21 protein-coding genes and 1 other RNA gene are annotated in these 25,378 nt (G+C 65.9%); 12 read left to right on the forward strand and 10 right to left on the reverse strand.

Features of this window, described 5'->3' with window-relative positions:
* Window positions 1-62 precede the first annotated feature (62 nt).
* The 8 genes from ccsA (at window position 63) to OKA04_RS13675 (ending at window position 9,340) form a co-directional block, all read left to right on the forward strand.
* Window positions 63-812, forward strand: coding sequence for a cytochrome c biogenesis protein CcsA (ccsA, locus tag OKA04_RS13640; RefSeq protein ID WP_264501733.1), 750 nt, complete (start codon window positions 63-65; stop codon window positions 810-812).
* Window positions 812-1,816: a glutamyl-tRNA reductase gene (gene hemA, locus OKA04_RS13645; protein WP_264501734.1), complete on the forward strand. Its 1,005-nt coding sequence runs from the start codon at window positions 812-814 to the stop codon at window positions 1,814-1,816. Before ccsA ends, hemA begins: the two co-directional genes overlap by 1 nt.
* Complete coding sequence (gene hemC / locus OKA04_RS13650) at window positions 1,813-2,748, forward strand: hydroxymethylbilane synthase (RefSeq protein ID WP_264501735.1); 936 nt, start codon at window positions 1,813-1,815, stop codon at window positions 2,746-2,748. The genes hemA and hemC overlap by 4 nt, the downstream gene beginning before the upstream one ends.
* Window positions 2,745-4,259 (forward strand): uroporphyrinogen-III C-methyltransferase, encoded by a 1,515-nt coding sequence (gene cobA / locus OKA04_RS13655; protein WP_264501736.1) that lies wholly within the window; start codon window positions 2,745-2,747, stop codon window positions 4,257-4,259. Before hemC ends, cobA begins: the two co-directional genes overlap by 4 nt.
* A 65-nt stretch (window positions 4,260-4,324) precedes the next feature.
* On the forward strand, window positions 4,325-5,683 hold the full coding sequence (locus tag OKA04_RS13660; protein WP_264501737.1) for a hypothetical protein: 1,359 nt from the start codon (window positions 4,325-4,327) through the stop codon (window positions 5,681-5,683).
* A gap of 61 nt (window positions 5,684-5,744) precedes the next feature.
* Window positions 5,745-6,605 (forward strand): S-methyl-5'-thioadenosine phosphorylase, encoded by an 861-nt coding sequence (gene mtnP / locus OKA04_RS13665; protein WP_264501738.1) that lies wholly within the window; start codon window positions 5,745-5,747, stop codon window positions 6,603-6,605.
* 83 nt (window positions 6,606-6,688) lie between these two features.
* The gene (locus OKA04_RS13670) at window positions 6,689-7,624 is read left to right on the forward strand and encodes a polysaccharide deacetylase family protein (RefSeq protein ID WP_264501739.1); all 936 of its coding nucleotides are present in this window, start codon (window positions 6,689-6,691) and stop codon (window positions 7,622-7,624) included.
* A gap of 15 nt (window positions 7,625-7,639) precedes the next feature.
* Window positions 7,640-9,340, forward strand: a complete 1,701-nt coding sequence (locus tag OKA04_RS13675; RefSeq protein ID WP_264501740.1) for a dynamin family protein — start codon at window positions 7,640-7,642, stop codon at window positions 9,338-9,340.
* A 7-nt stretch (window positions 9,341-9,347) separates the two neighbouring features.
* Here the strand turns inward: OKA04_RS13675 and OKA04_RS13680 are convergent, their stop codons facing one another.
* On the reverse strand, window positions 9,348-10,265 hold the full coding sequence (locus tag OKA04_RS13680; protein WP_264501741.1) for a LysR family transcriptional regulator: 918 nt from the start codon (window positions 10,263-10,265) through the stop codon (window positions 9,348-9,350).
* A gap of 122 nt (window positions 10,266-10,387) precedes the next feature.
* On the opposite strand from OKA04_RS13680, the gene OKA04_RS13685 reads away from it, so the two are divergent.
* The 3 genes from OKA04_RS13685 to OKA04_RS13695 all read left to right on the forward strand — a co-directional run bounded on the left by OKA04_RS13685 (window position 10,388) and on the right by OKA04_RS13695 (window position 16,168).
* Window positions 10,388-11,560: an efflux RND transporter periplasmic adaptor subunit gene (locus OKA04_RS13685; protein ID WP_264501742.1), complete on the forward strand. Its 1,173-nt coding sequence runs from the start codon at window positions 10,388-10,390 to the stop codon at window positions 11,558-11,560.
* 77 nt (window positions 11,561-11,637) lie between these two features.
* The gene (locus OKA04_RS13690; protein ID WP_264501743.1) at window positions 11,638-14,799 is read left to right on the forward strand and encodes an efflux RND transporter permease subunit; all 3,162 of its coding nucleotides are present in this window, start codon (window positions 11,638-11,640) and stop codon (window positions 14,797-14,799) included.
* Entirely contained in the window at window positions 14,792-16,168 is a 1,377-nt protein-coding gene (locus tag OKA04_RS13695; protein WP_264501744.1) for an efflux transporter outer membrane subunit, read from the forward strand. The genes OKA04_RS13690 and OKA04_RS13695 overlap by 8 nt, the downstream gene beginning before the upstream one ends.
* A gap of 202 nt (window positions 16,169-16,370) precedes the next feature.
* Here the strand turns inward: OKA04_RS13695 and OKA04_RS13700 are convergent, their stop codons facing one another.
* The 3 genes from OKA04_RS13700 to OKA04_RS13710 are packed head-to-tail and all read right to left on the reverse strand — an operon-like array spanning window position 16,371 to window position 21,609.
* Entirely contained in the window at window positions 16,371-19,757 is a 3,387-nt protein-coding gene (locus OKA04_RS13700) for a tol-pal system YbgF family protein (protein WP_264501745.1), read from the reverse strand.
* Complete coding sequence (locus OKA04_RS13705) at window positions 19,754-21,106, reverse strand: DUF3142 domain-containing protein (protein WP_264501746.1); 1,353 nt, start codon at window positions 21,104-21,106, stop codon at window positions 19,754-19,756. Before OKA04_RS13705 ends, OKA04_RS13700 begins: the two co-directional genes overlap by 4 nt.
* Before the next feature lie 5 nt (window positions 21,107-21,111).
* Window positions 21,112-21,609, reverse strand: coding sequence for a protein-tyrosine phosphatase family protein (locus tag OKA04_RS13710; protein WP_264501747.1), 498 nt, complete (start codon window positions 21,607-21,609; stop codon window positions 21,112-21,114).
* 86 nt (window positions 21,610-21,695) lie between these two features.
* On the opposite strand from OKA04_RS13710, the gene ssrA reads away from it, so the two are divergent.
* Window positions 21,696-22,052: a transfer-messenger RNA gene (ssrA, locus tag OKA04_RS13715) on the forward strand.
* A gap of 69 nt (window positions 22,053-22,121) precedes the next feature.
* On the opposite strand, the gene OKA04_RS13720 is transcribed toward ssrA, so the two are convergent.
* Genes OKA04_RS13720 through panB form a run of 6 tightly spaced genes read right to left on the reverse strand, consistent with a single transcriptional unit; the run spans window position 22,122 to window position 25,378 of the window.
* On the reverse strand, window positions 22,122-22,508 hold the full coding sequence (locus OKA04_RS13720) for a DUF3127 domain-containing protein (RefSeq protein ID WP_264501748.1): 387 nt from the start codon (window positions 22,506-22,508) through the stop codon (window positions 22,122-22,124).
* 13 nt (window positions 22,509-22,521) lie between these two features.
* The gene (locus OKA04_RS13725) at window positions 22,522-22,986 is read right to left on the reverse strand and encodes a dihydrofolate reductase (protein WP_264501749.1); all 465 of its coding nucleotides are present in this window, start codon (window positions 22,984-22,986) and stop codon (window positions 22,522-22,524) included.
* Complete coding sequence (locus tag OKA04_RS13730; RefSeq protein ID WP_264501750.1) at window positions 22,983-23,342, reverse strand: hypothetical protein; 360 nt, start codon at window positions 23,340-23,342, stop codon at window positions 22,983-22,985. The genes OKA04_RS13725 and OKA04_RS13730 overlap by 4 nt, the downstream gene beginning before the upstream one ends.
* Before the next feature lie 14 nt (window positions 23,343-23,356).
* Window positions 23,357-24,166, reverse strand: a complete 810-nt coding sequence (locus OKA04_RS13735; RefSeq protein WP_264501751.1) for a thymidylate synthase — start codon at window positions 24,164-24,166, stop codon at window positions 23,357-23,359.
* Between the two features lie 32 nt (window positions 24,167-24,198).
* Window positions 24,199-24,603, reverse strand: a complete 405-nt coding sequence (locus OKA04_RS13740) for a peptide chain release factor family protein (RefSeq protein ID WP_264501752.1) — start codon at window positions 24,601-24,603, stop codon at window positions 24,199-24,201.
* On the reverse strand, window positions 24,590-25,378 hold the full coding sequence (gene panB, locus OKA04_RS13745) for a 3-methyl-2-oxobutanoate hydroxymethyltransferase (protein ID WP_264501753.1): 789 nt from the start codon (window positions 25,376-25,378) through the stop codon (window positions 24,590-24,592). Before panB ends, OKA04_RS13740 begins: the two co-directional genes overlap by 14 nt.

Raw genomic sequence — 25,378 nt, forward strand, 5'->3', positions numbered from 1 at the left:
CTGAATCCGGCCTTGCGCACGGGGCTCCGGGGGGGCAAGGGAGGGGGGTGGACCGCTGGTTTTTGATCGCCGCTACCGCCCTCGCAGCCGTGGGCGGCGTCACCGGCATGTGGACGGTCCACAAGGGGACGCGCAGCCGCTGGACGGTGGTGTGGATGAGCCTGGCGTTCTTCGCGCAGCTCGGCTTCCTCTCCGTGCGGGGCGAGGCGCGCGGGGCGTGCCCGCTGGTGGGACTGGGGGAGATCCTCGTATTCCTCGCGTGGTCGCTGATGTTGTTTTATCTCGCCGTGGGTCCCACCTATCGCCTGTCGCTGCTCGGGGTATTCACCGCCCCGCTGGTGGCCATCATCCAGATCCTGGCGCTGCTGCCCGGGGTGTGGGTGTCGGATCCGCACTGGGTGGGCGTGACCGATGGATGGCGCGAGACGCATGCGGCGATGTCCGTGCTTTCCTACGGGGCGCTGGCGCTTGCGGGCGTGGCGGGGGTGATGTTCCTGGTGCTGGACAAGCAACTGAAGGACCACCACCTGCAGTCCGGGCTCTTCCGCAATCTGCCGCCGGTGCGGGAGCTCCTGAAGTCGATGGTCCGCCTGCTGTGGATCGGCCTGGTGCTCCTCAGCGTCGGCGTGGTGGCGGGCTTCATGATGCCGCACACGGGCGGCACGGCCCACCTGGTGGCGGCCACCGTGGTGTGGCTGGCGTATGCGGCGCTGCTGGTGATACGGCAGGTGAGGGGACTCACCGGCCGGAAGACGGCCACCGTGGCCGTGGTCCTTTTCATCGTGTCCCTTTCGGTCTTTGCGCTCGTCTGATGGAACTCGTCTGCGTGGGTCTGAATCACCGCACCGCGCCCGTGGAGGTCCGCGAGAGATTCGCCGTGTCCACGAGCAAGCTGGGTGACTCCGCGAAGGACCTGCTGGCCATCGACGGCCTGGCGGAAAGCGTGGTGCTCTCCACGTGCAACCGCACCGAATTCTACCTCGCAGGCGACCATGCGGAGGAGGCGGCCGCCGAGCTGCGGCGGAAGCTTTCCCAATCCCACGGCGCGGAGTCGGACCCGCATTGGTACGAGCACCATCGTATCTCCGCGGCACGGCACCTCTGCCGGGTGGTCAGCGGGCTGGACTCGATGGTGCTGGGGGAGACCGAGATCTTCGGTCAGACGAAGGAGGCCTACCGCCAGGCGCTGGCCTCGGGCGCGACCTCGGGCACGCTGAACAAGCTCTTCCAGCGGGCCTTCGCCGTGGGGAAAAAGGTCCGCACCGATACCCGCATCCAGGAGGGTGCCACCTCCGTGGCAGGCGCCGCGGTGGAGCTGGCGGAGAAGATTTTCGGCAAGCTGGCTGGCTGCCGCGTCGTGGTCATCGGCGCCGGTGACATGAGCCGGCAGACCGCGCAGGCGCTCGTTTCCCGCGGGGCGACCTCGGTCTTCGTGACGAACCGTTCCTTTGAAAAGGCCGAGCAGCTCGCCACGGAAATGGGCGGGCGTGCCGTGCGCTTCGAGGAGTGGCAGGCGGTGCTCGCCGGGGTGGACGTGGTCATTTCCTCGACCAGCGCGCCGCACCCGGTCGTGATGCCGCACCACATCGAGGCCGTGCGCCGCGTGCGGAAGTTCCGCCCCCTCTTCCTGATCGACATCGCCGTGCCCCGCGACATTGATCCGGCCTGCGGCAATATCGAGGAAGTGTATCTCTACGACATCGACACGCTCGAGCAATTGGCCGACGAGGCGCGCATCCGGCGACAGAAGCAGATCGCCGAGTGCGACCGGATCATCGATGAAGAACTCAGAAAGTTGAACCTGCCAGGCACGTGAGCGAAACAGATTTCCAGAAGACCACCATCGGCACCCGCGGGAGCGATCTCGCACTCGTGCAGGCCGCCTCCGTGGAGCGCGCGCTCTCGCAGGCCTACCCGGACCTCCGCATCTCCCGCCGCGTCATCCGCACCACCGGGGACCGCCGCACGGACGTGGCGCTGGCCGAGGTGGCAAAGGCCGAGGGCACCGACAAGGGCATCTTCACGAAGGAGCTCGAGGAGGCCCTGCGCGCCGGGGAGATCGATATCGCCGTGCATTCGCTGAAGGACGTGCCGACGGTGATCAGCGAGGAATTCGAGATCGCGGGCGTGCTCGTCCGCGCGCCGATCCGCGACGTGCTGGTCACGCGGAAGCCCGGTGGCCTCGATGCCCTGCCTGCGGGCGCGGTGGTCGGCACCAGCGCCGTGCGCCGCGCGCGCCAGCTCCAGTGGCTGCGGCCGGATCTCAAGGTCATCGACCTGCGCGGCAATGTCCCCACCCGCCTGCGGAAGCTCGCGGAGGGCTCCTATGATGCGATCCTGCTGGCAGAGGCCGGGCTGGTGCGACTGGGCCACCGCATGACGAAGCCCTCGGTGGTCTTCGGCGCGGAGCTTCACATGTCGCCCCTCGCGGAGGACGTCTTTTTCCCCGCCGCAGGGCAGGGAGCCATCGGCTTGGAAATCCGGAAGGGCGATCAGGCTGCTTCTGCACTCGTCGCGTCGATCCTCGACACGGCGACCTTCACCCGCGTCCGCGCCGAGCGTGAATTCCTCCGCCTGCTGGAGGGCGGATGCAGCACGCCGGTGGGTGTCTTCACTTCCCTCGATGAAAGCGTCCTGCAGATGGACGCGCGCGTATTCCCTGATGAAGGCGGCACGCCTCGTGTCGCGAAGGCTTCCGGCGGAGATCCGCTGAAGGTGGCCCGTGAACTTTTCGAATCCCTCGCATGAGCACCCCTGGCATTTGTTACCTCGTCGGCGCCGGTCCCGGCGACCTCGGCCTCGTCACCCTGCGTGCGAAGGAGTGCGTGGAAATGGCGGACGTGCTCGTCTACGATGCCCTTAGTAGCCCGGAGATCCTCCGCTGGACGAAGAAGGACTGCGAGAAGATCAACGTGGGCAAGCGCGCGAAGGATCACACGCTCTCCCAGGAAGGCATCAATGCCCTCATCGTCGAGAAGACGAAGGAGGGCAAGAAGGTGGTCCGCCTGAAGGGCGGCGACCCGATGATCTTCGGTCGCGGCGGTGAAGAGGCTGCCGAGCTGGCCGCTGCCGGCGTGACCTTCGAGATCGTCCCGGGCATCAGCTCCACCATCGGCGGCCCCACCTACGCGGGCATCCCGGTGACGCACCGCGACCACTGCTCGCAGCTCACCATTTTCACCGGCCACGAGGACCCGACGAAGGGCGAAAGCTCCATCGACTACGCCCACCTGGCGAAGACGCCGGGCACGAAGGTCTTTGTCATGGGCGTGTCCCGCCTCCGCGAGATCACGTCCGCACTGGTGGCGGGCGGTGCCGATGCCGCCACGCCGATCGCGCTGACCCGCTGGGCCACCACCGGCTCGCAGAAGACGATCACCGGCACGCTCGCCGACATCGCCGACACGGTGGAGCGCGAGAATTTCGGCTCGCCCGCCGTCGCCGTCATCGGCGGCGTGGTGACCGAACGCGAGAAGATCAACTGGTTCGAGAAGCGCCCGCTCTTTGGCAAGCGCATCGTCGTCACCCGCACGCGCGAACAGGCCGGTGCATTGAGCCGCGAGCTGTCCTCGCTGGGTGCCGACGTGATCGAGCTGCCGACCATCCGCATCGAGCCGCCGGAAGACCGGCGCGAATTCGCCGAGATGGTGACGCATTCGCACGAGTACGACTGGCTCATCTTCACCAGCCCGAATGGCGTGGAGCGGTTCTTCGATGCCTTCTTCGCCACCTACGAGGATGCTCGTAGTTTGGGAAATCCCCGCATCGCCGTCATCGGGCCCGGCACTGCGCAAAAGGTCCGCGAATACCGCCTCGGCATCGACCTGATGCCCGAGAAGGACTTCGTCGCCGAGGGCCTCGTGGAGGCCTTCGCCAATGGTGACTCGGTGGAAAATCTCACGCTGCTGTGGGTGCGTGGCTCGGATGCCCGCGACGTCGTCTTCGAGGGCCTCGTCGCCCTCGGCGCGATCGTGGACGAGTGCGTGGCCTACCGGACCGTGCCCGAGACCGAGGACCCCACCGGGGCCGCCGCCCGCCTGCGGGAGGATGGCGCGGACCTCGTCACCTTCACCTCCGCCTCCACGGTGGAGAATTTCTTCAAGCTCGGCCTGCCCTGGCCGGAAGGCTGCGCCGCCGGCAGCATCGGCCCCGTCACCACCGAGGCCCTGAAGAAGCACGGCATCGAGCCCGCCTTCGAAGCCAAGCCCAGCGACATCCCCGGCCTCGTCGCCGCCATCCGCAAGTGGGCCGGGGCGTGACCGGAAGTTGTGGCATCCACTTCCTTTTCTCGCATCTCTGACCGATTTGTGTCAGGGGTGCGGAGATGAATCGAATCCCCCTCGTCGTTCTCGTCTCGGGTTTGTTGTCGGGCTGGCCGCTTCGGGCGGAGGAGCCGGTGCGGATTTACTCGGGGGAGGGGATTCAGGTGCGGGTGTTTTTCGAGGATGAGGAGACGGGCGAGATCGGCGGGGAGATGACGCTCGGCGGGGCCGTGTTGCCCTACACCGGGGTGGCGGACGATGATGGCTCGGTGGAGGGGAACTTGATCGTCGGCGGGAAGTCGCAGGAATTCACCGCGACGACGAAGGGCGACGCGGTCACGCTGGTGACGGGCGGCAAGACCTATCGGCTCACCGCAGGAGGAAAGCCCGCGCCGGAGGTTGCGCCTGCGCCTGCCCCGGGGAAGAAGACCGCACCCGCAGCGGCCATGCCGACGATGACGCTGAAGCGCATGGAGCTGAGGGACGTCACCATGGGCGGCGTGGTTTCGCACACGATGCTCATCCCCGCGGATTGGAATTTGGCGGGCCATGTCGAGTGGTCGAATGACGGCACCGCGTCGTGGCAATTCAACTTCAAGATCACCGGGCCGAATCAGGAGAAGATCGCGGCGCTCCCTGCGATCACCCTGAGCTACACCGAGTCGAAGGGCCTCAAGATGCCCGCGCAGGGGACGCCTCCGCCGCGCGACCTCGGCGCGTGGATCGTGGAGCTGGTGAAGAAGACGAACCAGGCCGTGAGCGACGTGCGCCTGATCGACAGCCGTCGCGATGCCGCCGCCGAGGCGGAGCGGAAGGCGCTGGCCCGGCAGCTCGGCACGAACGATCAAGGCACCACCACCGAGGTCCACGTGATCACCATCGGCTACCGGCAGAATGGCGTGCTGATGCGGGAAGAGATGCGTCTCATGTACGTCCGCTTCGCACCGATCGACAACGTGAACATCCGCTCCCAGATGTGGACGCTTTTCACGAATGGCATTATCGCCGCGCCGGATGCGGACTTCGATCGCATGAAGCCGCAGCTCATCGCCATCGCCGGGACCGTGGAGACCGTGCCGAAGTGGTGGAACCAGATGATGCAGGTGCGCGGCCAGATCATGCAGAAGAAGGCGGAGGAAGCCTTCGCCGAGATCCGCCGCCGCGGGGAAATGTATGACCGCATCAGCGACGAGCAATTCGCGGCGTGGAAGCGCTGGAATGACCAGGACAACGAGGCCCAGCGGAAGCGCATCCAGGGCATCTACGAGGTGCAGGACTACCGCGACCGCGACGGGAGCCGGGTGGAGCTGCCCTTCCATCACAAGCACGTCTTCAGCGACGGCCAGGGGAACTACGTGCTGACGAACGATTACACGAACAAGCCCGGCGCGGCCTTCGAGGAAATCCAGGCGGATCGCTGAGCGGAGGGATTGACGACGCATCCGCCTCGACGCCGGAGCGGCACGCGGATAGACCCGCGGCATGGCTACGGCGATTGGCATCATCGGGGGGAGCGGGCTTTACGAAATCGACGGCTTTGAGAAGGCGGAGGAGCGCGCGATCGCGACGCCCTTCGGCGATCCCTCGGACGTGTTGGTCGGCGGCACGCTCGGCGGACGCGAGGTGTGGTTCCTGCCCCGCCACGGTCGCGGGCATCGCCTGCTGCCGACGGAGATCAATCATCGCGCGAACCTGTGGGCGCTGCGTTCGGTCGGCGTGCGCCACCTCATCTGCGTGACTGCGGTGGGCAGCCTGAAGGAGGAGTATCACCCGCGCGACATCGTCCTGCCGGACCAGTATTTCGACCGCACCAGCAGGCGGGAGCTTCACACGTTCTTCGGCGGCGGCATCGTCGGGCACGTCTCCTTCGCCGATCCGGTCAGCGCCGGGATGCGGGGCATCTTGAAGGAGGCGGCGACGGCGGAGGGCGCGAAGGTCCACGACCGCGGCACCTATGTGAACATGGACGGCCCGGCCTTCTCGACGCGTGCGGAGAGCGAGACGAATCGCAAGCTCGGCTTCGACATCATCGGCATGACGAATCTTCCCGAGGCGAAGCTCGCCCGCGAGTCGGAGATCGCGCTGGCGACGCTGGCGATGATCACCGACTACGATTGCTGGAAGGTGGAGGAGGAGCCCGTGACCGCCGAGGCGGTGATGGGTCACCTGCATGCGAATGTTTCCATGGCGAAGCGGATCATCGCCCGCGCCATCGCCCTCATCCCCGCGGAGGCGGAGTGGCCGGAGCACCGCTCGCTCGATGGTGCGATCATGACGCCGCGGCACCTCTGGCCTGCGGAGAAGGTGGAGTCGCTGCGCCCGATGCTTCAGCGTTTCTTGTGATCAACTTGTCGGAAATGCAGGCGTGACATCGCTGGGCGGCACGCTATTTTTTCCCGAACCTCCCAAGCTTCCCGTCGCCATCCATGAGAAATCCCATTGAATCGCTCGGCTACAAGATCCTGACCGCTTCTTCGCAGGCAGCTTCCTCGGAGGAAGGACTGCCGAAACTTTCCCGCCGCGGATTCATGGTGCTCGGCACGGCCCTCGGCAGCAGTTGCTCGATGGTGTCCTCGGCGAAGCCGGATGCGCCTGCCGCCGCCGCACCGGTGGACCCGGCTGCTGCTCCCGCACGCACCGCGCAGAACAAGGAATACCGCACCCCGCGCGCCCGTGGCCCGGTGCCGCGGAATCCGGACATGAGCCTGCCCGCAGGCGGTGCTTCCTCCGGCGTGACCTTTTCCCGCGTCGCGGTCTCGCAGCCGTACATCGCGCTCACCTTTGACGATGGCCCGCACCCGAAGAACACCCCGCGCCTGCTGGACATGCTGCGCGAGCGGAACATCAAGGCGACCTTCTACGTGATCGGCCGGAATGTGGACCTCTACCCGACCGTGCTGCGCCGCACCGTCTCGGAAGGCCACGAGATCGGCAATCACACCTACACGCACCCCATCCTCAGCAAGCTCAGCGACTCCGCCATCCGGCAGGAGCTGACGAAGTGCCGCGATGCCGTGGCGCGCGCCGCCGGCGTCCAGCCGCGCACGATGCGCCCGCCGTATGGCGCGCTGCTCCAGCGCCAGCGCGAGTGGGTGCGCTCCGAGCTGAACTACCCGACCATCATGTGGTCGGTCGATCCGCTCGACTGGAAGCGCCCGGGTGCCTCCGTGATCACTTCCCGCATCCTCTCCGGCACCACGCCGGGTGCCATCGTGCTGGCCCACGACCTCCACGCGAGCACGGTGGACGCCATGCCCGCGACGCTGGATGGCCTGCTGAACAAGGGATTCAAGTTCGTGACCGTGTCGCAGTTGCTCGCCATGGGCGCCCAGTCGGCTCCCGGCCAGGTGGCAGGCCAGTAAACGCGGGCACCCACGATGCCGGGCGAGCGCTACTTTGCGGTTCGGGACCGTCTCTCCGAGCTATTGGGCTGGATCGGCGACCTGGCCAGCGAGGTCGCGCTCGAGACCGAGCCCGACCATCCGCAGCCGGTGCTGAACCAGCCCGTGCTGATCGCGGCCGTCGGCGAGATCAATGCGGGCAAGTCGTCCCTGCTCAATGCCCTCGTCGGCGAGGAGCTGTGCCCGGTGAGCGCGCTGCCGCTGACGTCCGAGGTGCGCCTCTACCGCCACGGGGAAGACGTGGACAATGCGGTGCAGCCGCTGCTCCACGAGTGCCGCAGGTCGCTCGATTACCTGCGGAACTTCGACCTGCTCGATACCCCGGGCACGAATGCGAAGTACGAGGGTCATCGTGAAATCGCCGAGCCCTTCCTGGAGCATGCGGATCTCGTGCTGGTCGTCTTCACCGCGGAGAATCCGTGGACGGCGGCGACTTGGGACGTGGTGTCAAAGCTCTCCCCCGAGGCGCTGTCCCGCACGGCCATCGTCGTGCAGCGCATCGACCTGAAGGAGAACCAGGACATCCCCATCATCCTCGGGCACATGCGGGATCTCTCGCTGAAGCGCGCGGGGCTGGTGCTCCCCATCTTCCCGGTGGCGGCACGGCTCGGCCTGGAGATGAAGCAGTCCGCATCGCCCGACCCGAAGAAGTGGGTGGCGAGCCGCCTTTCCGATCTCGAGCACTACATTTCCGAGCGCATCTGCGAGTCCTATGACCGCCGCCAGGTGCTGCACGATGCCTGGCACCACGCCGCGAGGACGCTCCGGCGGCTCGACCAGAAGTTCGAGACCCAGCGCCGCGGGATGGAGGACGACACGTGGTTCCTCTCCAATATCGAGCACGAGATGGAGGTGCAGCGGGATGCCGCGCTGGAGGCCGCGCCCAGTGCGCTGGCCGAGGTGATGGACCGCTACCGCGCCGAGGTGGATGCGGTGGTGCGCCTGCTGAAAATGCGTCTCGGCTGGTGGCGCTCGCTTTCGCGTCTCTTCACCGGGGATGCCTCCGCGGCGGAGATCGAGTCGTCCTTCGCCGCCCGCATGCAGGAGACCGCGACTGGCTTCGGCAGGGATGATGCGGGGCGTCTGGTAGATGCCTGTGCGGCCCACTGGGAAACGGTGAGGCCGCGGGTGATCGAGCGGATGGGCTTCGAGCCCGGTCCCTGCGCGATTGCAGGCGACGCACGCGAGGGAGTGCTGGCGAAGTTCGTGGCCCGGCTGGAGAAGGCGGTGCCGCGTGCGCTCGCGGCCCTGCGCTTGCGCGGCGTGCTGGATCCCTTGCTGCGCCGGAGGAATTCGCAGTTGAAGACCCTCGTCGGCCTCGGCCTGTGCTTCACGCTGGCTGCCGGTGTCCTCGGGACGCTGGGTCAGCAACATCTCGCGCTGCTCCTTTTGTTCGCGGCCATGGGTGTCTTCGCCCTGGCCGTGGTGACTTCCTTTGTCACGCGGCTGAGTGTCGCGGCGGGCTATCGCGAGCGTCTGCTCGCCGGTGCCGCCACTTTCGCCGAGGGGCTGAAGGCTGACCATGGCGAGGCGATCCGTTTTCTCTTCCGCGATCACTCGCTCAGCCTGATCAAGGTGCGCCGCCAGCTCGCCGAGGAGAAGGCGGCGCTGCAGCCGCGCATGGAGCGGGCGAATTCGCTCTACATCGCGCTGAAGTCCGTGGAGCTGGACCTCTGACCCGGCGTCAGGACGCGCGCTGCTTGGCGATGACCGGGCGGTTTTGCTCCAGCAGTCGCACGAAATTCCGCACCAGCAGGGAAGGGCTCTCCGACCGCCACACGGCCCACATCGTGAAGTCCAGGATGCATCGCTTCACGTCCAGCGGGATCGTGACGATGGCGTGGCTGTTCCGCAAATCGAGCACCTCGGGCAGCATGGAGACGCCTTGGTCGGCGGCGATCATGTTCAGCAGCGCGTCGAATCCTGAGATCTGGCGCAGCACGCCCGGCGTGACGCCTTCTTCCTGGAAGATGCGCAGCATGTCCCGGCGGTGGTTCGATGCCGCCTCGGCCCCCACGCTGAGGAGCGTCTGCTTCGAGAGTTCTTCCAGCGGGATGCGCTTGCGGTCGGCGAAGGGGTGGAGCTGTGAAACCGACACGCCGAAATTCGACCGCACCAGCGGCAGGCTGGAAATACCGGCCACCTGCTCGGCATCGCGCCCGTAGGCGAAGCCCAGGTGGATCTCCCCGGTGCCCAGCGCCGCGAGCTGCTCGATGGGCGTCATTTCCACGAAGGAGACATCCACAGCGGGGAATTGCGCTCCGAAGGCCTTCAGCGCGCCGGGCAGGAATCCGGAGGCCATCTGCCCCACGCTGCCGATGCGCAACTCGCCGCGCCGCCCGTCCTGCGCCTCGCGGGCGAGATCCACGGCGCGCTCGACATCGGCGAGGATGGCGCGGGCCTCCGCGAGGAAGACGGAGCCCGCGTCCGTCAGCGCCACGCTCACGGTGTCGCGCTCGAGTAGGCGGATGCCCGTCTCTTCTTCCAAGTCCTTGATCTGCTTGCTGAGAGCGGGACGCGTCACATTCAGACGCTCGGCAGCACGGCGGAAATTCAATGCGTCCGCCACCGCCACGAAATACCTGAGGTGCCGCAGCTCCATTCCGCGGCACTGGTAATCTGAGGTTACCAGCTTGGAAACTTCAAAGTCATTCCGCTTCGCAAAATACCGTGTTTAGTAAGCGCACGTCTGAAACAGACGTTTCACCAATTTCCCTTTCCGCCATGCGCCCTGTCCTTTTCCTCCCGCTTACCTCGCTGCTTCTTATTCCATCATGCGGGAAAAAGCAAGCCGCCGGGCCACCGCAGATGCCGCCTGCTGCGGTGACTGTCCTGCCTGCGGCCACCGAGACCGTGAGCATCACCCGCGAGCTGCCGGGCCGCCTCGACGCCATTCGCGTCGCCCAGGTGCGCGCCCGCATTTCCGGCATCCTGCTGGAGAAGTCCTACGAGGAAGGTGCCGACGTGAATGCCGGTGACCTGCTCTTCAAGATCGATCCCGCGCCGCTGGAGGCTGCGAAGGAGAATGCGGCAGCCACGCTGGCCCGCGCGGAGGCAAACCTCGCACAGACCGAGACACAGCTCGGTCGCTACAAGACGCTCGTGGGCTCGAACGCCGTCAGCAAGCAGGACTTCGACAACGCCGAGTCCGCCGTGAAGGTGGCCGCCGCCGAGCTGAAGGCCGCCCAAGCCGCCCTGAAGACCGCTGAACTCGATCTCGGCTACGCCACCGTCACCTCGCCGATTTCCGGCCGCGCCGGTCGCGCCCAGGTCACCGAGGGTGCGCTGGTCGGGGAAGGGGAGGCGACCCCGATGGCGATCATCCAGCAGCTCGACCCGATCTACTTCGACTTCACCCAGTCGAGCGCCGACCTGATCTCGCTGCGCCGCGCCACCAGCAATGGCGAGCTTTCCAAGGTGGACATGAGCAAGGCCACCGCCACGCTCATCCTGGAAGACGGCAGCGAGTATCCCGCCACCGGCAAGATCCTCTTCTCCGAAGCCTCCGTCGATCCATCCACCGGCATGGTCAGCCTGCGCGCCGAGTTCCCGAATCCCGACAAGCTCCTGCTTCCCGGCATGTTCGCCCGTGCCCGCGTGGTGCAGGCGATCCGCGAGAATGTGGTCACCGTCCCGCAGCGCGCCGTGACTCGCCAGCAGGGCGGTGCCGGCAGCGTGATGGTGGTGGACGAAAACAACGTCGCCCAGGCCCGCATCATCAAGACCGAGAACGCGGTCGGCGACAAGTGGGTGGTGACCTCCGGCCTGAAGGCTGGAGAGAAGGTCATCATCGAGGGGCTGCTCAAGGCCCGCCCCGGAGCCCCGGTCGCCCCGGAGCCCTTCACTCCGAAAGCAGAAACCAGCCAGACGGCCTCCAAGGAGTCCGACAAAGGCTGACCGATCCATCCTCCCGGCCCTCCCGACGCGGCTTCCGTGAAGCCGCATGATCCCTCGTCTCCCGATCCTTTCCCCGTATGGCCCACTTCTTCATCGACCGCCCCGTCTTCGCGTGGGTCGTCTCCATCCTGATCGTGATGATCGGCATCATCTCGATCACGCAGCTACCCGTGGCGCAGTACCCACAGGTGGCCCCGCCTTCGATCTCGATCACGGCGAACTACGCCGGTGCCTCCGCCGAGACGCTCACCGACACGGTGACCTCGGTCATCGAGCAGCAGCTCAACGGCATCGACAACCTGCTCTACATGTCGTCCGCGAGTGATGCGAACGGCAGCGCCACCATCACCCTTTACTTCGAGCCGGGCACCGATGCTGACGTGGCGCAGGTGCAGGTGCAGAACAAGGTCCAGCTCGCCACGCCGAGCCTGCCGCAGACCGTGCAGCAGCAGGGCGTGGTCGTGGCAAAGGCGACTCGGAATTTCATGATGTTCGTCGCGCTGTCCTCCGAGGACGGCAGCATGGACGCCACCGCGCTGGGCAACTACCTCGCGGCAAACGTGCTCGACCCGCTGCGCCGCGTGGAAGGCGTGGGTGAGGTGGTGCAATTCGGCACCCAGTACGCGATGCGCATCTGGCTCGATCCTGACAAGCTGGTGAGCTACAATCTCACGGCGGGCGACGTGAACTCCGCCATCCAGACGCAGAATGCGCAGGTCCCTGTCGGCCAGCTCGGCTCGCTGCCCGCGGTGCCCGGCCAGCAACTCAATATCATTCTCCAGGGTCGCGCCAGCCTCCGCGAGGCGGAGCAGTTCGAGAACATCGTGCTGCGCGTGAATACCGACGGCTCCCGCGTTTACCTGCGCGACGTCGCCCGTGTGGAAATGGGTGGCCAGGACTACTCGACCAGCGCCCGCATCGATGGCAGCCCGGCATCCGCCGCCGCCGTGAAGCTCGCGCCGACCGGCAATGCGATGGACGCCGCCGACCAGGTGCGCGCCGAGATCAAGCGCCTCGAGCAATTCTTCCCGCCCGGCGTGAAGGTGACCTACCCGATGGACACCTCCGCCTTCGTGAAGATCTCCGTGGAGGGCGTGATCAAGACCCTCGTGGAAGCGATCGTGCTCGTCTTCCTCGTGATGTATCTCTTCCTGCAGAATTTCCGCGCCACGCTCATCCCGACGCTGGTGGTGCCGGTCGCGCTGCTCGGCACCTGTGCGCTCATGGCGGCCTTCGGCTTCTCGTTGAACGTGCTCACCATGTTCGGCATGGTGCTCGCCATCGGTATCCTCGTGGACGACGCCATCGTGGTGGTGGAAAACGTGGAGCGCATCATGACCGAGGAAGGCCTGCCCGCGAAGGAGGCCACCCGCAAGGCGATGACCCAGATCACCGGCGCGCTCATCGGCATCACGCTGGTGCTGACCGCGGTGTTCATCCCGATGGCGTTCTTCGGCGGATCGGTGGGCACCATCTACCGCCAGTTCACCATGGCGATGGTGTCGTGCATGCTCTTCTCCGTCTTCCTCGCGCTCTCGCTGACGCCCGCCCTCTGCGCCACCATGCTGAAGCAGGTGGAGGCCGGTCACCATCATGCTAAGGGCGGCTTCTTCGGTTGGTTCAACCGCACCTTCGATTCGACCACGAATTACTATCAGGGCATCGTGAAGGGCTGGCTGAAGCACGCCTGGACCGGTCTCGTCGCCCTCGCCGGTGTGACCGTGCTGGTCGGCTACCTCTACAACAAGATGCCGTCGTCCTTCCTGCCCGAGGAAGACCAGGGCTACTTCCTCGCGCTGGTCAGCCTGCCTGACGGTGCCACCGACGAGCGCACCCGCGACGTGCTGCTGGAGGCCGAGAAATTCTTCGCCCAGCAGGAGGAGATCGAGAACTACTTCACCGTCGCCGGCTTCAGCTTCACGGGTAAGGCACAGAACTCCGGCCTCGCCTTCCTGCGCCTCAAGCCATGGGACCAGCGGAAGGGCAAGGAGCACAACGTGCAGGCCATCATCCAGCGCAGCCTCATGGGGCTCGGCGGGATTAAGGATGCCGTGGTCTTCCCCCTCAATCCGGCGGCCATTCCCGAGCTGGGCAACTCCTCCGGCTTCGACTTCTGGCTGCAGGACGTGGGTGGCGTCGGCCACGAGGCGCTCATGGCCGCACGTGACCAGCTTCTCGGCATGGCCGCGCAGAATGATGTGCTCGCAGGCGTGCGTCCGCAGGGCCTGAACGACACCGCGCAGATGAAGATCGAGATCGATCAGGACAAGGCCAGCGCGCTCGGCATCACACCGGGTGACGTGAATACGGTCATGCAGACGTCCTTCGGCTCGTCCTACGTGAACAACTTCGTCAATGGCACCCGCGTGCAGCGCGTGATCGTGCAGCTCGACGCGATGTTCCGCATGAAGCCGGACGACCTCGGCAACGTGTATGTCCGGAACAACCAGGGAAAGATGGTGCCGCTGTCCGCCTTCACCCGCACGGACTGGTCCTTCGGCTCGCCGCAGCTCCAGCGCTATGACGGCCTGCCCGCCGTGAATATCGTGGGCTCCGCCAAGCCGGGCCTCAGCTCCGGCCAGGCGATGGACGAGATGGAAAAGCTCGCCGGCCAGCTTCCCGCAGGCATCGGCTTCTCATGGAGCGGCCAGTCGCTGGAAGAGCAGATCTCCGGCAACCAGGCACCGATGCTCTACGCCGTCTCGCTCGCCATCGTCTTCCTCTGCCTTGCCGCGCTTTATGAAAGCTGGTCGATCCCGGCAGCGGTCATCATGGTGGTGCCGCTCGGCATCGTCGGCGCGCTCGCCGCGGTGTTCGCCCGCGACTTGCCGAATGACGTGTATTTCAAGGTGGGCCTGCTCACCACCGTGGGTCTCTCGACGAAGAACGCCATCCTGATCATCGAGTTCGCGCTCGACCTGGAGAAGGAGGGCAAGGGACTCATCGAAGCCACGCTCGAAGCGGTGAAGCTCCGCCTCCGCCCCATCCTCATGACCTCCATGGCCTTCGTCCTCGGGGTGATGCCGCTGGTCATCAGCAGCGGTGCAGGCTCCGCGAGCCAGAACGCGATCGGCACCGGCGTGGCGGGTGGCATGGTCTCTGGCACCGTCCTTGCCGTCTTCCTTGTCCCACTGTTCTATGTGGTCATCCGCCGCCTGACAAAAGGCAAGGTGACTGCCAAAAATCCGGAATCAAACTCAGGTGAAAAACCTCAGAATACCGAACTCTCCCATGCGTAATTCACTACTTCTCGCCCTGCCCGTGCTTCTCGCCTCGTGCAACATGGAGCCGGCGCTGGACAAAATCACGTCTCCCGTCTCGGAGTCGTACACCGGGAATGACGGTAGCGGCGGCGTGCCTGCCGATATCGCCTGGCAGAAGTTCTTCACGGATCCTCGCCTGAAGCGCCTCGTCGCCATCGGCCTCGAGAACAACCGCGACCTGCGCGTGGCCACCCTCAATGTCGAGCAGGCCCGCGCCCAGTACGGCATCTCTCGTAGCCAGCTCTTCCCGACGGTGAATGTCTCGGGCAGCGGACAGCGCAGCCGCACCCCTGGCACCCTCTCGCAGGGTGGCACGGCGGTGGAGGCGAAGTCCTACGATGTCTCGGTCGGCGTCACTTCCTACGAGCTGGATCTCTTCGGCCGCGTCCGCAGCCAGAACAATGCCGCGCTCGAGCAGTACTTCGCCAGCGATGCCGCCCGCGTGGGTGCGCAGATCTCCCTCGTCTCGGAGATCGCGAACGCCTACTTCACCGAGCGCTCGGCCGTCGAGCAGATGGAGCTTTCCCAGCGCACGCTGAATGCCGTCAGCGAGACTTACGACCTGACGAAGATGCGCTTCGACGCCGGTGACGTCTCCGAGCTCGACCTGCGCTCCGTGGACGTCCAGGTGCAGACCGCCAAGGCCAATCTCGCTGCCTTCCAGCAGCGCCGCGCCGAAGCGAACAACGCCATCGCATTCCTCATCGGCACCGCCGTCCCGTCGAACCTGCCCTCAGGTCGCGGACTTGAAGGCGGCCTCGTCTCCGAGGTGAAGGCCGGGGTTTCCTCGCAGTTGCTTGTCCGCCGTCCGGACATCCGCGAAGCCGAGCACCAGCTCCGCTCCGCGAATGCGAACATCGGCGCCGCGCGCGCCGCGTTCTTCCCGCGCGTCACCCTCACGGGTGGCGGTGGCACGGCCAGCAAGAGCCTCGGCGATCTCTTCCAGAGCGGCAGCACCGCATGGAGCTTCGCCCCGCAGATCAGCGTGCCGATCTTCGACGGTGGCTTCAACAAGGCCACGCTCGACGTCGCCGAGGTCCGCAAGCAGATCGAGGTCGCACGCTACGAGCGCTCGATCCAGAATGCCTTCCGCGAAGTGTCCGACGGCCTCGCTGCCCGCAAGGGTCTCAATGGCCAGATCGCGGCCTTCGAAGGTCTTGTCAACGCTCAGCAGAAGCGCTTCGATCTTGCCGATGCCCGCTACAAGCAGGGTGTGGACAGCTACTTCGAAGTGCTGACCGCACAGCAGGATCTCTTCGATGCGCAGGCCTCACTCATCCAGCTCCGCCTCTCCCGCGTGGTGAATTCCGTCGGCCTCTACAAGGCCCTCGGCGGCGGCTGGTAAGCTAATCTCCAAACTCGAACCCGAGGCGGTCGCGACGATCCGCAGTCGATGGTTCCGGCTAGCGCGACGGCTCTTTCTGGGAGGGTTGAGCCGCTGTCTCCGGAGCCAAGGCTGCGGATCCTCCCGGCCGCCTCTTTTCGTTTCCTCGGGGAAGCGATCGGAGGTTCCGGCCGGGTGGGGGCCTGTCAGGCCGAGGCTTTCCTCATTGTGGATCCTCCAGCCACGCCAGTAGCGGTCGCAGGCGGAAGAGGCAGGTATCCCCGTAGGCCAGATTCTTGAGGAAGGGCATGGCCGCTGGTTCCGCGCGGAATGCGGCAGCCACCTTGGCCCGCTCCACCTTGTCGAGGAGCCGCAGCGAGATCTCCGAGAAATACAGCGCCGCATTCAGTCTCAGCTCCGGATGCGCGGGGTCGGCAAGAACGGTTGCGAGGTGCTTCAGCGATGCTTGGAAATCACCCGAGCGTGCCGTGACGGCGGCGCGCAGGAGGTGGATGTCGGCACCATACCTGCCAGCAGGGAAACGCGCCTCGTGCGCGTCCAGTGACTTCGTGAGCGCGCGCAGGGTGGCCGGGTCTCCATCCGGCTGCCGGGTCATGCGCTTGTAGCCATCAGGGATGGGCGCGTCCGGGAAATGGAAGGCCTGCACCTGCGGGATGGGGCACGTGGCCCGCACCTGCAGGCGTAGCAGGCGGAAGGACGCGGCCTCCGTTTTCGGCCCGCCAGGGAAGTCAGCCAGATAGCGGTGCCACGATTCCTCGGTGTCGTTGTTCGGACGTTCGTCACCGTCCGGAGTATTGATCGGGCGGATGCGGTCGAGGAAGGCGAGCCACGGTGCCAGCGGGGCCCACTCGCCGGTCGCCGGGGGAGGCGGGTTCTTCTCAAGGCGCACGTTGGCGTAGCGCATGAAGAGTTCCGGCGTGATCCCGGGAGCTTGCGCGGCGGAAGCGAGATCATCCAGATCATCGACCAACGAGAGAATGTCGCCAGCGTCCAGACCGGGACGTGCCTTCTCGAAGTCGGCGCGGAAGTCCGCGAGCCGCTTCTGATAGGCCGCCATGTCATCGGCCGGTTCGCCGAAGATCTTCTGGAAGGCCTGCCGCAGTTGCTCGCCTGTCGCGTCACCGGGATGGGCTTCCCACTCGTCCCAGCGGCCTGACTTAGGATCGACCACGGCGGACGCGATGGAGTAGGCGGAGTTCCCCGGCGTGTAGTCGCCCGGCATCCAGGTGCCAAGCAGGGCAGGGGCGGTGAAGGTCCAGATCACGGCGCGCGGGGCCTCCGGGCGATCCGGGAAGTCCTTCCTCAGCCGCTCGACGAGCTTGCGCGAGAGCCCCGCATGATCCGCTTCGATCGCACGGGAGCAGCGGTAGTGCGAGAACTCCGCGAGGTGGAAGATCGCCTCGTTCGCCTCTTCTATCGCGGGCACGGCCACGTCGGGATCGGTGCTCTCCGCCGCGATGAGGAAGTGCCGCAGCGCGTGGTGGAGTTCATCGCGCGAATCCAGTCCTGTCGTTACGGCATCGGGAGCGAAGCCGAGGAATGCGGCATTCTTCCGGCGCAGCATTTCCAGCTTCTCTCCCTCGCTGCGGGAGTAGTCGAAGAGGTGGTGAAGCGGCATCGTCAGGCGGCCGCGGAGGGCCTTCCAGCGGCGGCCGATCTGCAGGTGCTTGCGCGCGCTCTGCCCCGGCGGTGCATCGGCCAGCAGCTCGGTCGCACCGGCCAGCGACTCGACTTCCTGCTGCCAGGTCGCGGCGGTGAGGCCCATGCCACGCGGCAATTGCGCGAAGCCGTCATCGATCTCCTCGGTACTGCCACCGACGGGATCGAGGTATCGGCGTGCCGTGGTGAAGTCTTCCGCGCACAGGGCACGCGTGCGCACGATCCCGCGCAGCATCCGCGCCTGGGGCGTGTTTTCGTCCAGACGGGCGAGCGGCGCGGCGAGCTGGTCGAGCGGCGCGAATTGGGCGATGCTGTCGATCCACTGGGCGGGCTCGTGATGCGGGTGCATCGGCGATCCGGGCATGCTGTTGTCATCGTCCCGCAGGGCGAGCATCATCAGCAGCGACTCACCGGCCTCGCCTCCGTGGAAGCGCGACAATGCATGCTCGAAGGCGGAGTTCTTCGCGATCCGGCTGGCGGGGAAGTCGGTGCTGAGCTTGGCATAGCACTCGGCGGCTTCACGATGCCTGCCGAGCGCGGTCAGCGACAATGCGCGGCCCTGCAACAGATCATCGCTCTGCTGCATCGCCAGCGCCTGGTCGAAAAGGGCGAGCGCCTGCTGCGGTTCGTCCTCACGATAGGAGCTCCAGCCGAGGATGAGCAACGTGAGCGCGTCCGCCTTGGCGACGCCGGCTTCCTTCACGATCGCGGCCCCCAGCGAGGCGAGCGAGCGCCGCGCCATCGGCTGGGGACGGATGATCCGGCGGTGGAGGAAGTCGATCGTGCCACGGTCGCTACCGAAGTTCTCGTGCGAGGACGGCAAGGCATCGCTCCCCACCGGATCGAGCGCATGGCTGACGAAGAGCCGCGCCACCGCCGGGTGCTTCGCCATCTTGTCAAAGGGCAGGAAATAGTAGCTGCCGCCCTCGTCGTAGAAATCATCGTCGCCCGCATTCTCCTCGAAGATGGTGGCGAAGATCTCGTCGCACTGCTGGAGCACGGAGCGCATCACCTCGCGCGTCGGCTGCAGGTCCAGCCGGGCGATCTGGCGGCTGACGGCTTCCGAGAAATCTCCCTTCTCCAGCGCCACCGCACCGAGCCAACCGGATGCGTCGGAGGCGAAACGGCCACCTTTCTCCAAGCAGATGATGAATTCGTGCTCCGCATTCGACAGCAACTCGCCGATGCGCTCGTGATCCTCGTCGGTGAGCTGCGGCTTCTTCGATTGGGCGCGCGCCAGTTCCAGCAGGCAACGCCCCAGCATGAGGTGGGCAGGCTCCGTGCGCGGATGATCCGGATACAGCCCGATCAATCCGGTGAAGGTGTCGCGCGCCTTGGCGAAGTCACCATAGTCCATCGCGAGCGCCGCCTTCTGGACCATCAGGTTTGGCCGCAGTGTCACCGGTCCGTTGGCCAGCTCGCGGTCCAGCCAGACAAAGGCCTCGTCCCGGCTGGTCTCATAGTCGCGCAGCTCCTTTGCGAAGTCGTCATCGCTCAGGTTCCAGTGCTTGACCGGTGGGGTGAGAATGAATCCGGCGGGCTTGCCGAGCTGGGAGATCCGCCATTCCAGATAGCCATTCGCGCTGGCGAGCACGGCATCGTCCGCGGCCAGTTCACGCAGTTCGTGGAGGAAGTTCGCGATGCGCAGGCGGAAGTCGCCATCGCGGTTGCGGGTGATCAGCGCGTCGATCTTCGCGTTCCTCTCCGCCGCGGGCAGCTTGGGCAATTCCTCCGCCAGCGCGTGGCATTGGTCGATCAGCTCCGCCATGCTCGCGGCATCGGCGGGGGCGGGCTTGGCCTCCGAGAAGACATCGCGCCATCCCTTGCCGGGGATGCGCTGTGGATAGGTCTCCAGTGGCGGCGGTGCTTGGTAGAAGAAGGGTCCGCAGGCGAGGAGCAGGGGCGTCAGGGCGAGGACGCGGCGTTTCATGGCAGAGGTGCGTTGGGTGAATCGTCGAGGGACCACTGGAGATCGCGGCCACCCCGCTCGGGGATCAGGCCGGACTCGCTCGCGATTTCCTCACCTACGAGCAAGCGCGGAAAAGATAACACCATTTTCTGTGAAAATTTCGCGGGCACGGAAGTGGTGAGTTCGGTGAACCCACCCGGCCCCGCGGCGGCGAAAGTGCCTGCCTCATCCGTGGTCAAGGTGAGCCGGTGCGGAGCGCCGCCGGAAACGAGTGAAAGGTCGCCGGGGCCTTCATTCCGCAGCACGATGCGGCCATCGCTTTCCAGCGTGATGCGCACGCCGTGGGCAGGCGATTCACCGCGACCGAGCGCGTCGAGATGCGATGCCGAATGCGCCGCTCGCAAGCCGGGGCCGGGTAGCGCGAACCACACGACACCACGTGCGCCGGAGTCATAGGATGCGGTGATCAATTCACGCAGGCTGCCTTCATCCGGTGCGCGCCACACGAGGATCTGCGAGGCTTCCAGACGGGTTCCGCGCAGCGTCGCCTGTCGGCTCACGCGGTATCCCGCACCACCGGAGTAGCCGGGGATCGTATCGAGGAAGTCCGCGCGCGCGATGCTCTCCGGCTCCCACTGCTTCAGGTGGCCGACCAGCTTGCCATCGGGCTGGAAGAGGGTGAGCCGCTCGAAATTCGCCAGCCCCGCACGCCACGGAGTGCGGCAGGCCTTCCAGCGGCCGATCCATGACTTTGCTTCGGGCCCGGCCATCGGCTTCGCTTTTCCGGCGACGATGTCCTGCGGCGCGTCCGCCGTCAGGTCGTAGAACATCGGCACCATTTCATCGGAGGCCTCGCCGAGTTGCTTGAAGGCGGGTGAGTCGATCCACCCCGCGAGGGCGGTGATGGAGATTTCCTCGAGCGCGAGCCCGGCGCGCAATTCGCGGAGAAATGCCGCATAGCGGGGGATCAGCCGCACGGGGCAATCGTGATCGAGCTGCAGGGTGCTCGGGACCTTGTCGCCGAAGTGATGCCGCAGCCACTTTGTCAGCATCTCGGCGGCATCGGGGCGCTCGAGGAATGCCGGTCCGGGATCGATGCGCACCACCGGGATTTCGTTTTCTAACAGAATGTCCGCTTTCGTCACAACGCGCGGCGACCACTTGCCATCCCGCCAGCCGAATTCGGCGATCTGGCGGTAGGCGCGGCTGCCGTGGATGGCCCGCTGCTCCGCCTCATCGAGCGGCGAGCCGCGGTGCCAGATCCAGAAGCCGGGTGCCGGGTCGGCGGGGACGGAGGCGACCGGTGGGGCCGGGCGGTTACAGCCAGCCACTACCAGGCAAGCCAGTCCACCGATAAATGCTGCCCGCATGCCTGTCATCGCCAGTCCTTCACGTAGCGCGCCTGCTCCGCGGTCTGCGGCGAGCGCGGATGGCGGGCGACCTTTGGCATGCCACCGGCATACCGGCGCTGCACTTCATCGAGCGCGGCGGTCGCATCCAGGCCGGACTCCTTCAGCCAGCAACCGATCACCGTGCCGGTCCGCCCGATGCCGCCCCAGCAGTGGACGTAGCAGGTGCGCCCGGCATCGATCTCGGCGCGCAGGCGGTCGAGGATGCCGCGCATGACCTCCGGGCTCGCGGGCACGCTGAGGTCGGGGATCTCGTGCGAATAGCGGGTCAGCCCCTCGCCGAGTTCGCGCAGCACGGGCTCGTAGGGCTCCAGCCGGTCGTGCGGCGTGGTCAGGTCGATGAAGGTCTGCACGCCCTTGCCGACCAGGAATTTCAGCCGGTCCTCCGTCACCTCCGGGGCGAAGCTCCCCGGATACTCTCCCGCGAAAAGCCCGTCGTGGACCTGGTAGTGCTGCACGTTCATCGCCGCGAATGTGGGCGTGGAAATCCGCCATGGAAATTCCATTTGCACCCGCGGCCCTGCGGAGGCATGATTGGCGTGTCAGCAAAGGGGGCGTACCGGTTTCGACGGGATGTTCTATGTGCTGGCTGCACGTGGAGGTTGATCGGCTGGCCTCCTAAAAAGCCGTTCAAAACAATAAATGCAGACTCTAACGAGCTCGCACTGGCTGCTTAATTGACAGCCACGCCTGAACCCTCACGCCTACTAAGGGGAACGGCGAACACCTAGCAGGCTGGCCACAAAGCCGGGGAACCGGGCCTTCTGGCGAGATTAAACAGGATCCTAGGAAAGCAGACGCCGCCGATGGGCCGAAGCTCTCCGAAATACCAGACCATCGGATAAACGTGTAGAAGCCCGCGCGGATGGCGTTTCGGACACGGGTTCAACTCCCGTCGCCTCCACCTCTTTCAAAATGCAAAACCCGCTGGATTCCAGCGGGTTTTTCATTTTGGTGAGATCGTGATCGAGGCTTCTCAGAACGGGATGTCGTCGGACATGTCCGGCTCGTTGTCGAACTGGGCGTCGAGGCTGGAGTTCCGGCGGTTGCCGCTGCTGCTGCCGCTGTCGTAGTCGTCGCCACCGCTGCCGCCGGCCTTGGTCAGCTTCCAGGCATTGAGGTTCACGTAGAAGCGCTCCTTGTATTCGCTGCCGCGGATGTCGAAGGCGACCTTCACCGCGTCGCCGACGCTCACGCCGTCGAGCATGGAGATCTTGTCCTTCACGCACTCGAACTTGAGCATCTGCGGGTACTTGCCGTCGGGCACTTCGACCACGAATTCGCGCTTGGCGAAGCCGCTGGCGAAGGTCTGCGTGTCAAAGAGGTGCTTGAGGGTGCCTTCGAGTTCGAATGTCTGGGCCATGGCGAGGAGATGATTAGAGGCGGCGGTAGCGGAAGACGTCGAAGGATTCGTGTGCTTCGACGAGTTCGGGAGTTTGGAAAAGATGGGCGAATTCGGGGAAAACGGTGTCGCCGGGGTAGGGCAGGCGGACGTGGGAGACGAGCAATTCATCGAGCTCCGGCAGGAAGGCCTCGAAGATGTCCGACCCGCCGATGATGAAGACGTCGCCCTCCAGGTCGAGCGTGGAAAGCTCGTCCGGCGAGTGGATCACCTCCACGCCCTCGGCGGACCATTCGCGGTCGCGGGTCACGACGATGTTCCGGCGCTTCGGCAGCGGGCGGCCGATGGAGTCGTAGGTCTTCCGCCCCATGACGATGGGATGGCCGGAGGTGGTGCGCTTGAAGAAGGCGAGATCCTCCGGCAGGTGCCAGGGCAGGGTGCCGTCACGACCGATCACCCTCTCCGGGGTCATGGCGACGATGGCGATCAGGCGGGTCATTGGCTTTCGTTTTCCTCCTCGTAGTGAAACCGGTGCAGCACGCGATGCGCGACCGGCGCGACGAGGAAACCCGCCAGCGCGATGAAGACCAGCCCGGAAAACAGCGCATAGCACCCGGAGAAGATTTTTCCCGCGTCATTCGGCATCGGATCGACCGGGCCCATGCCCCCGAGGATCATCGAGGCATTGAGAAAGGCGTCGATCCAGCCGAGCCCGCCGATCCAGTGATAGCCAGCGATGCCGACCATGAGGGCGGTGGCGACGATGCCCCCGGCGATCACCGAGCAGCGGAGCATCCGCAGCAGGAAGTGCCGGGTGCTGATGGGCCGCTGCTCGCGATGCTCGAAGCGGAACATGGCTCAGGTGGTGATCAGACCGAGACCTCCGCCTTGATGTGCGGATGGGGATCGTAGTTCTCCAGCCGGAAGTCATCGAAGGTGAAGTCGTCCAGCTCGCGGACCTCCGGATTGATCCACATCTTCGGCAGCGGCTTCGGCGCGCGCGTGATTTGCTCGCGGGCCTGGTCGAGGTGGTTCTTGTAGAGGTGGAGGTCGCCGAAGGTGTGGATGAATTCCCGCGCCTCGTAGCCGCAGGCCTGGGCGATCATCATCGTCAGCAGTGCGTAGGAGGCGACATTGAAGGGCACGCCGAGGAAAAGATCCGCCGAGCGCTGGTAGAGCTGGCAGGAGAGGCCGGGACGCTCCGAATCCGGATCGTGGACGAAGAACTGGAAAAGGCAGTGGCACGGCGGCAGCGCCATGCGGTTCACCTCGCCCGGATTCCACGCGACCACGAGGTGGCGGCGCGAATGCGGGTTCCCGCGCAGCCCGTGGACCAGCTCCGCGATCTGATCGACCTCCCGGCCGTCCGGCGCGGGAAAGGAGCGCCACTGGCGGCCATAGACCGGGCCGAGATCGCCTGCCTCGTCCGCCCACTCGTCCCAGATGCGCACGCCGTTTTCCTGCAGGTAGGCGATATTCGTGTCGCCCTTCAGGAACCACAGCAGTTCGTGGATGATGGAGCGCAGATGGAGCTTCTTCGTCGTCAGGCACGGGAAGCCCTCGCGAAGATCGAAGCGGGCCTGTCGGCCGAAGACGGAAAGCGTGCCGGTGCCGGTGCGATCGGAGCGTTCTTCGCCGTTCTCCAGCACGTCGCGCATCAGGTCGAGGTAGGCTTTCATAGATTAAAGGATTAGCAGGGAAGGGGCTGAAATCAATCGTCGCCTGTGGGCGATTTCCTCAGCGCCTTCTTCTCGGAGATCTGGCGTTTCTCTGCGACCGAGCGCTGCTTCGAGCGGCGGGAACGCTTGCGATTGGTGCGGCGGGCTTTCTCGATGGCCTGCTTCTGGGCGGTGGCCTTGTCGCGGCGGATGCCCTCGAAGGAGTCGCACAGCGCTTCGCGCGCGAGGTAGCGGTTCGTCTCGCGGGAACGGCTTTCCTGGCACTTCACCTGCAGGCCGCTGGGCAGGTGCTTGAGGAAGACGCAGGAGTTCGTCTTGTTGATCTTTTGCCCGCCCGAGCCGGAGCCGAGGATGAAGCTCTCGTGCAGGTCCTCCTCCTCGATGCCGAGGGCGGCCATGCGGGCTTCCAGCGCGGCCAGCTTTTCAGGACTGGCCAAGGGCGGGAGTGTGTTGGACGCGGACCTTGTAGGCAGCGGCCGCAGCGATGATCTGCGGCGCCAGATCCGCCTCGGGCTTCGCGAAAGGCGGGACGAACCAGGGAAAGGTGCCGATGAGGTCCGTGGCGACGGCCACCTCGCCATCGCAGGTATGCTCGCCGCTGCCGATGCCGATGGTGGGCACGGAGATCTGCGAGGAGACCCACTCGGCGGTCTTTGGCACCACGCTCTCCAGCACGATGGCGAAGACGCCTGCCTCGGCAAGCGCCCGGGCGTCTTCCAGCAGGGCGGTGCTTTGCTCGGGGGTCTTGCCCTTCTTCTTGTAGCCGCCTTCCTCCAGCACGCTCTGCGGGAGCATGCCGAGGTGGCCGCAGACGGGGATGCCTGCCTCGACGATGGCGCGGACCTTGTCTGCCTGGGCGACGCCACCTTCCAGCTTCACGGCTTCCGCTCCGGCAGCCACGAGCTTGCGGGCATTCGCGACGGCGGTGGCGGCGTCGGGGTAGGTGCCGATGGAGAAATCCCCGACCACCAGCGCCTTCGGCTTGGCGCGAGCGACCGCAGCCACGTGGTGAAGCATGTGCTCCAGCGTGACGTGCGTGGTGTCCGGGTAGCCGAGCACCACCATGCCGAGCGAGTCGCCCACCAGCAGGGCATCGATCCCCGCGTCATCGAAGAGGCGCGCCGTGGGGTAATCGTAGGCCGTCAGCATGGTCACCGGCGGACCGGCATGCTTCCGGGCAAGGAGGGCGGCGGCTTTTTCGGGACCGGTCAC

Origin of the sequence: Luteolibacter flavescens (assembly GCF_025950085.1) — a bacterium.
Classification (GTDB): Bacteria; Verrucomicrobiota; Verrucomicrobiia; order Verrucomicrobiales; family Akkermansiaceae; genus Haloferula; species Haloferula flavescens.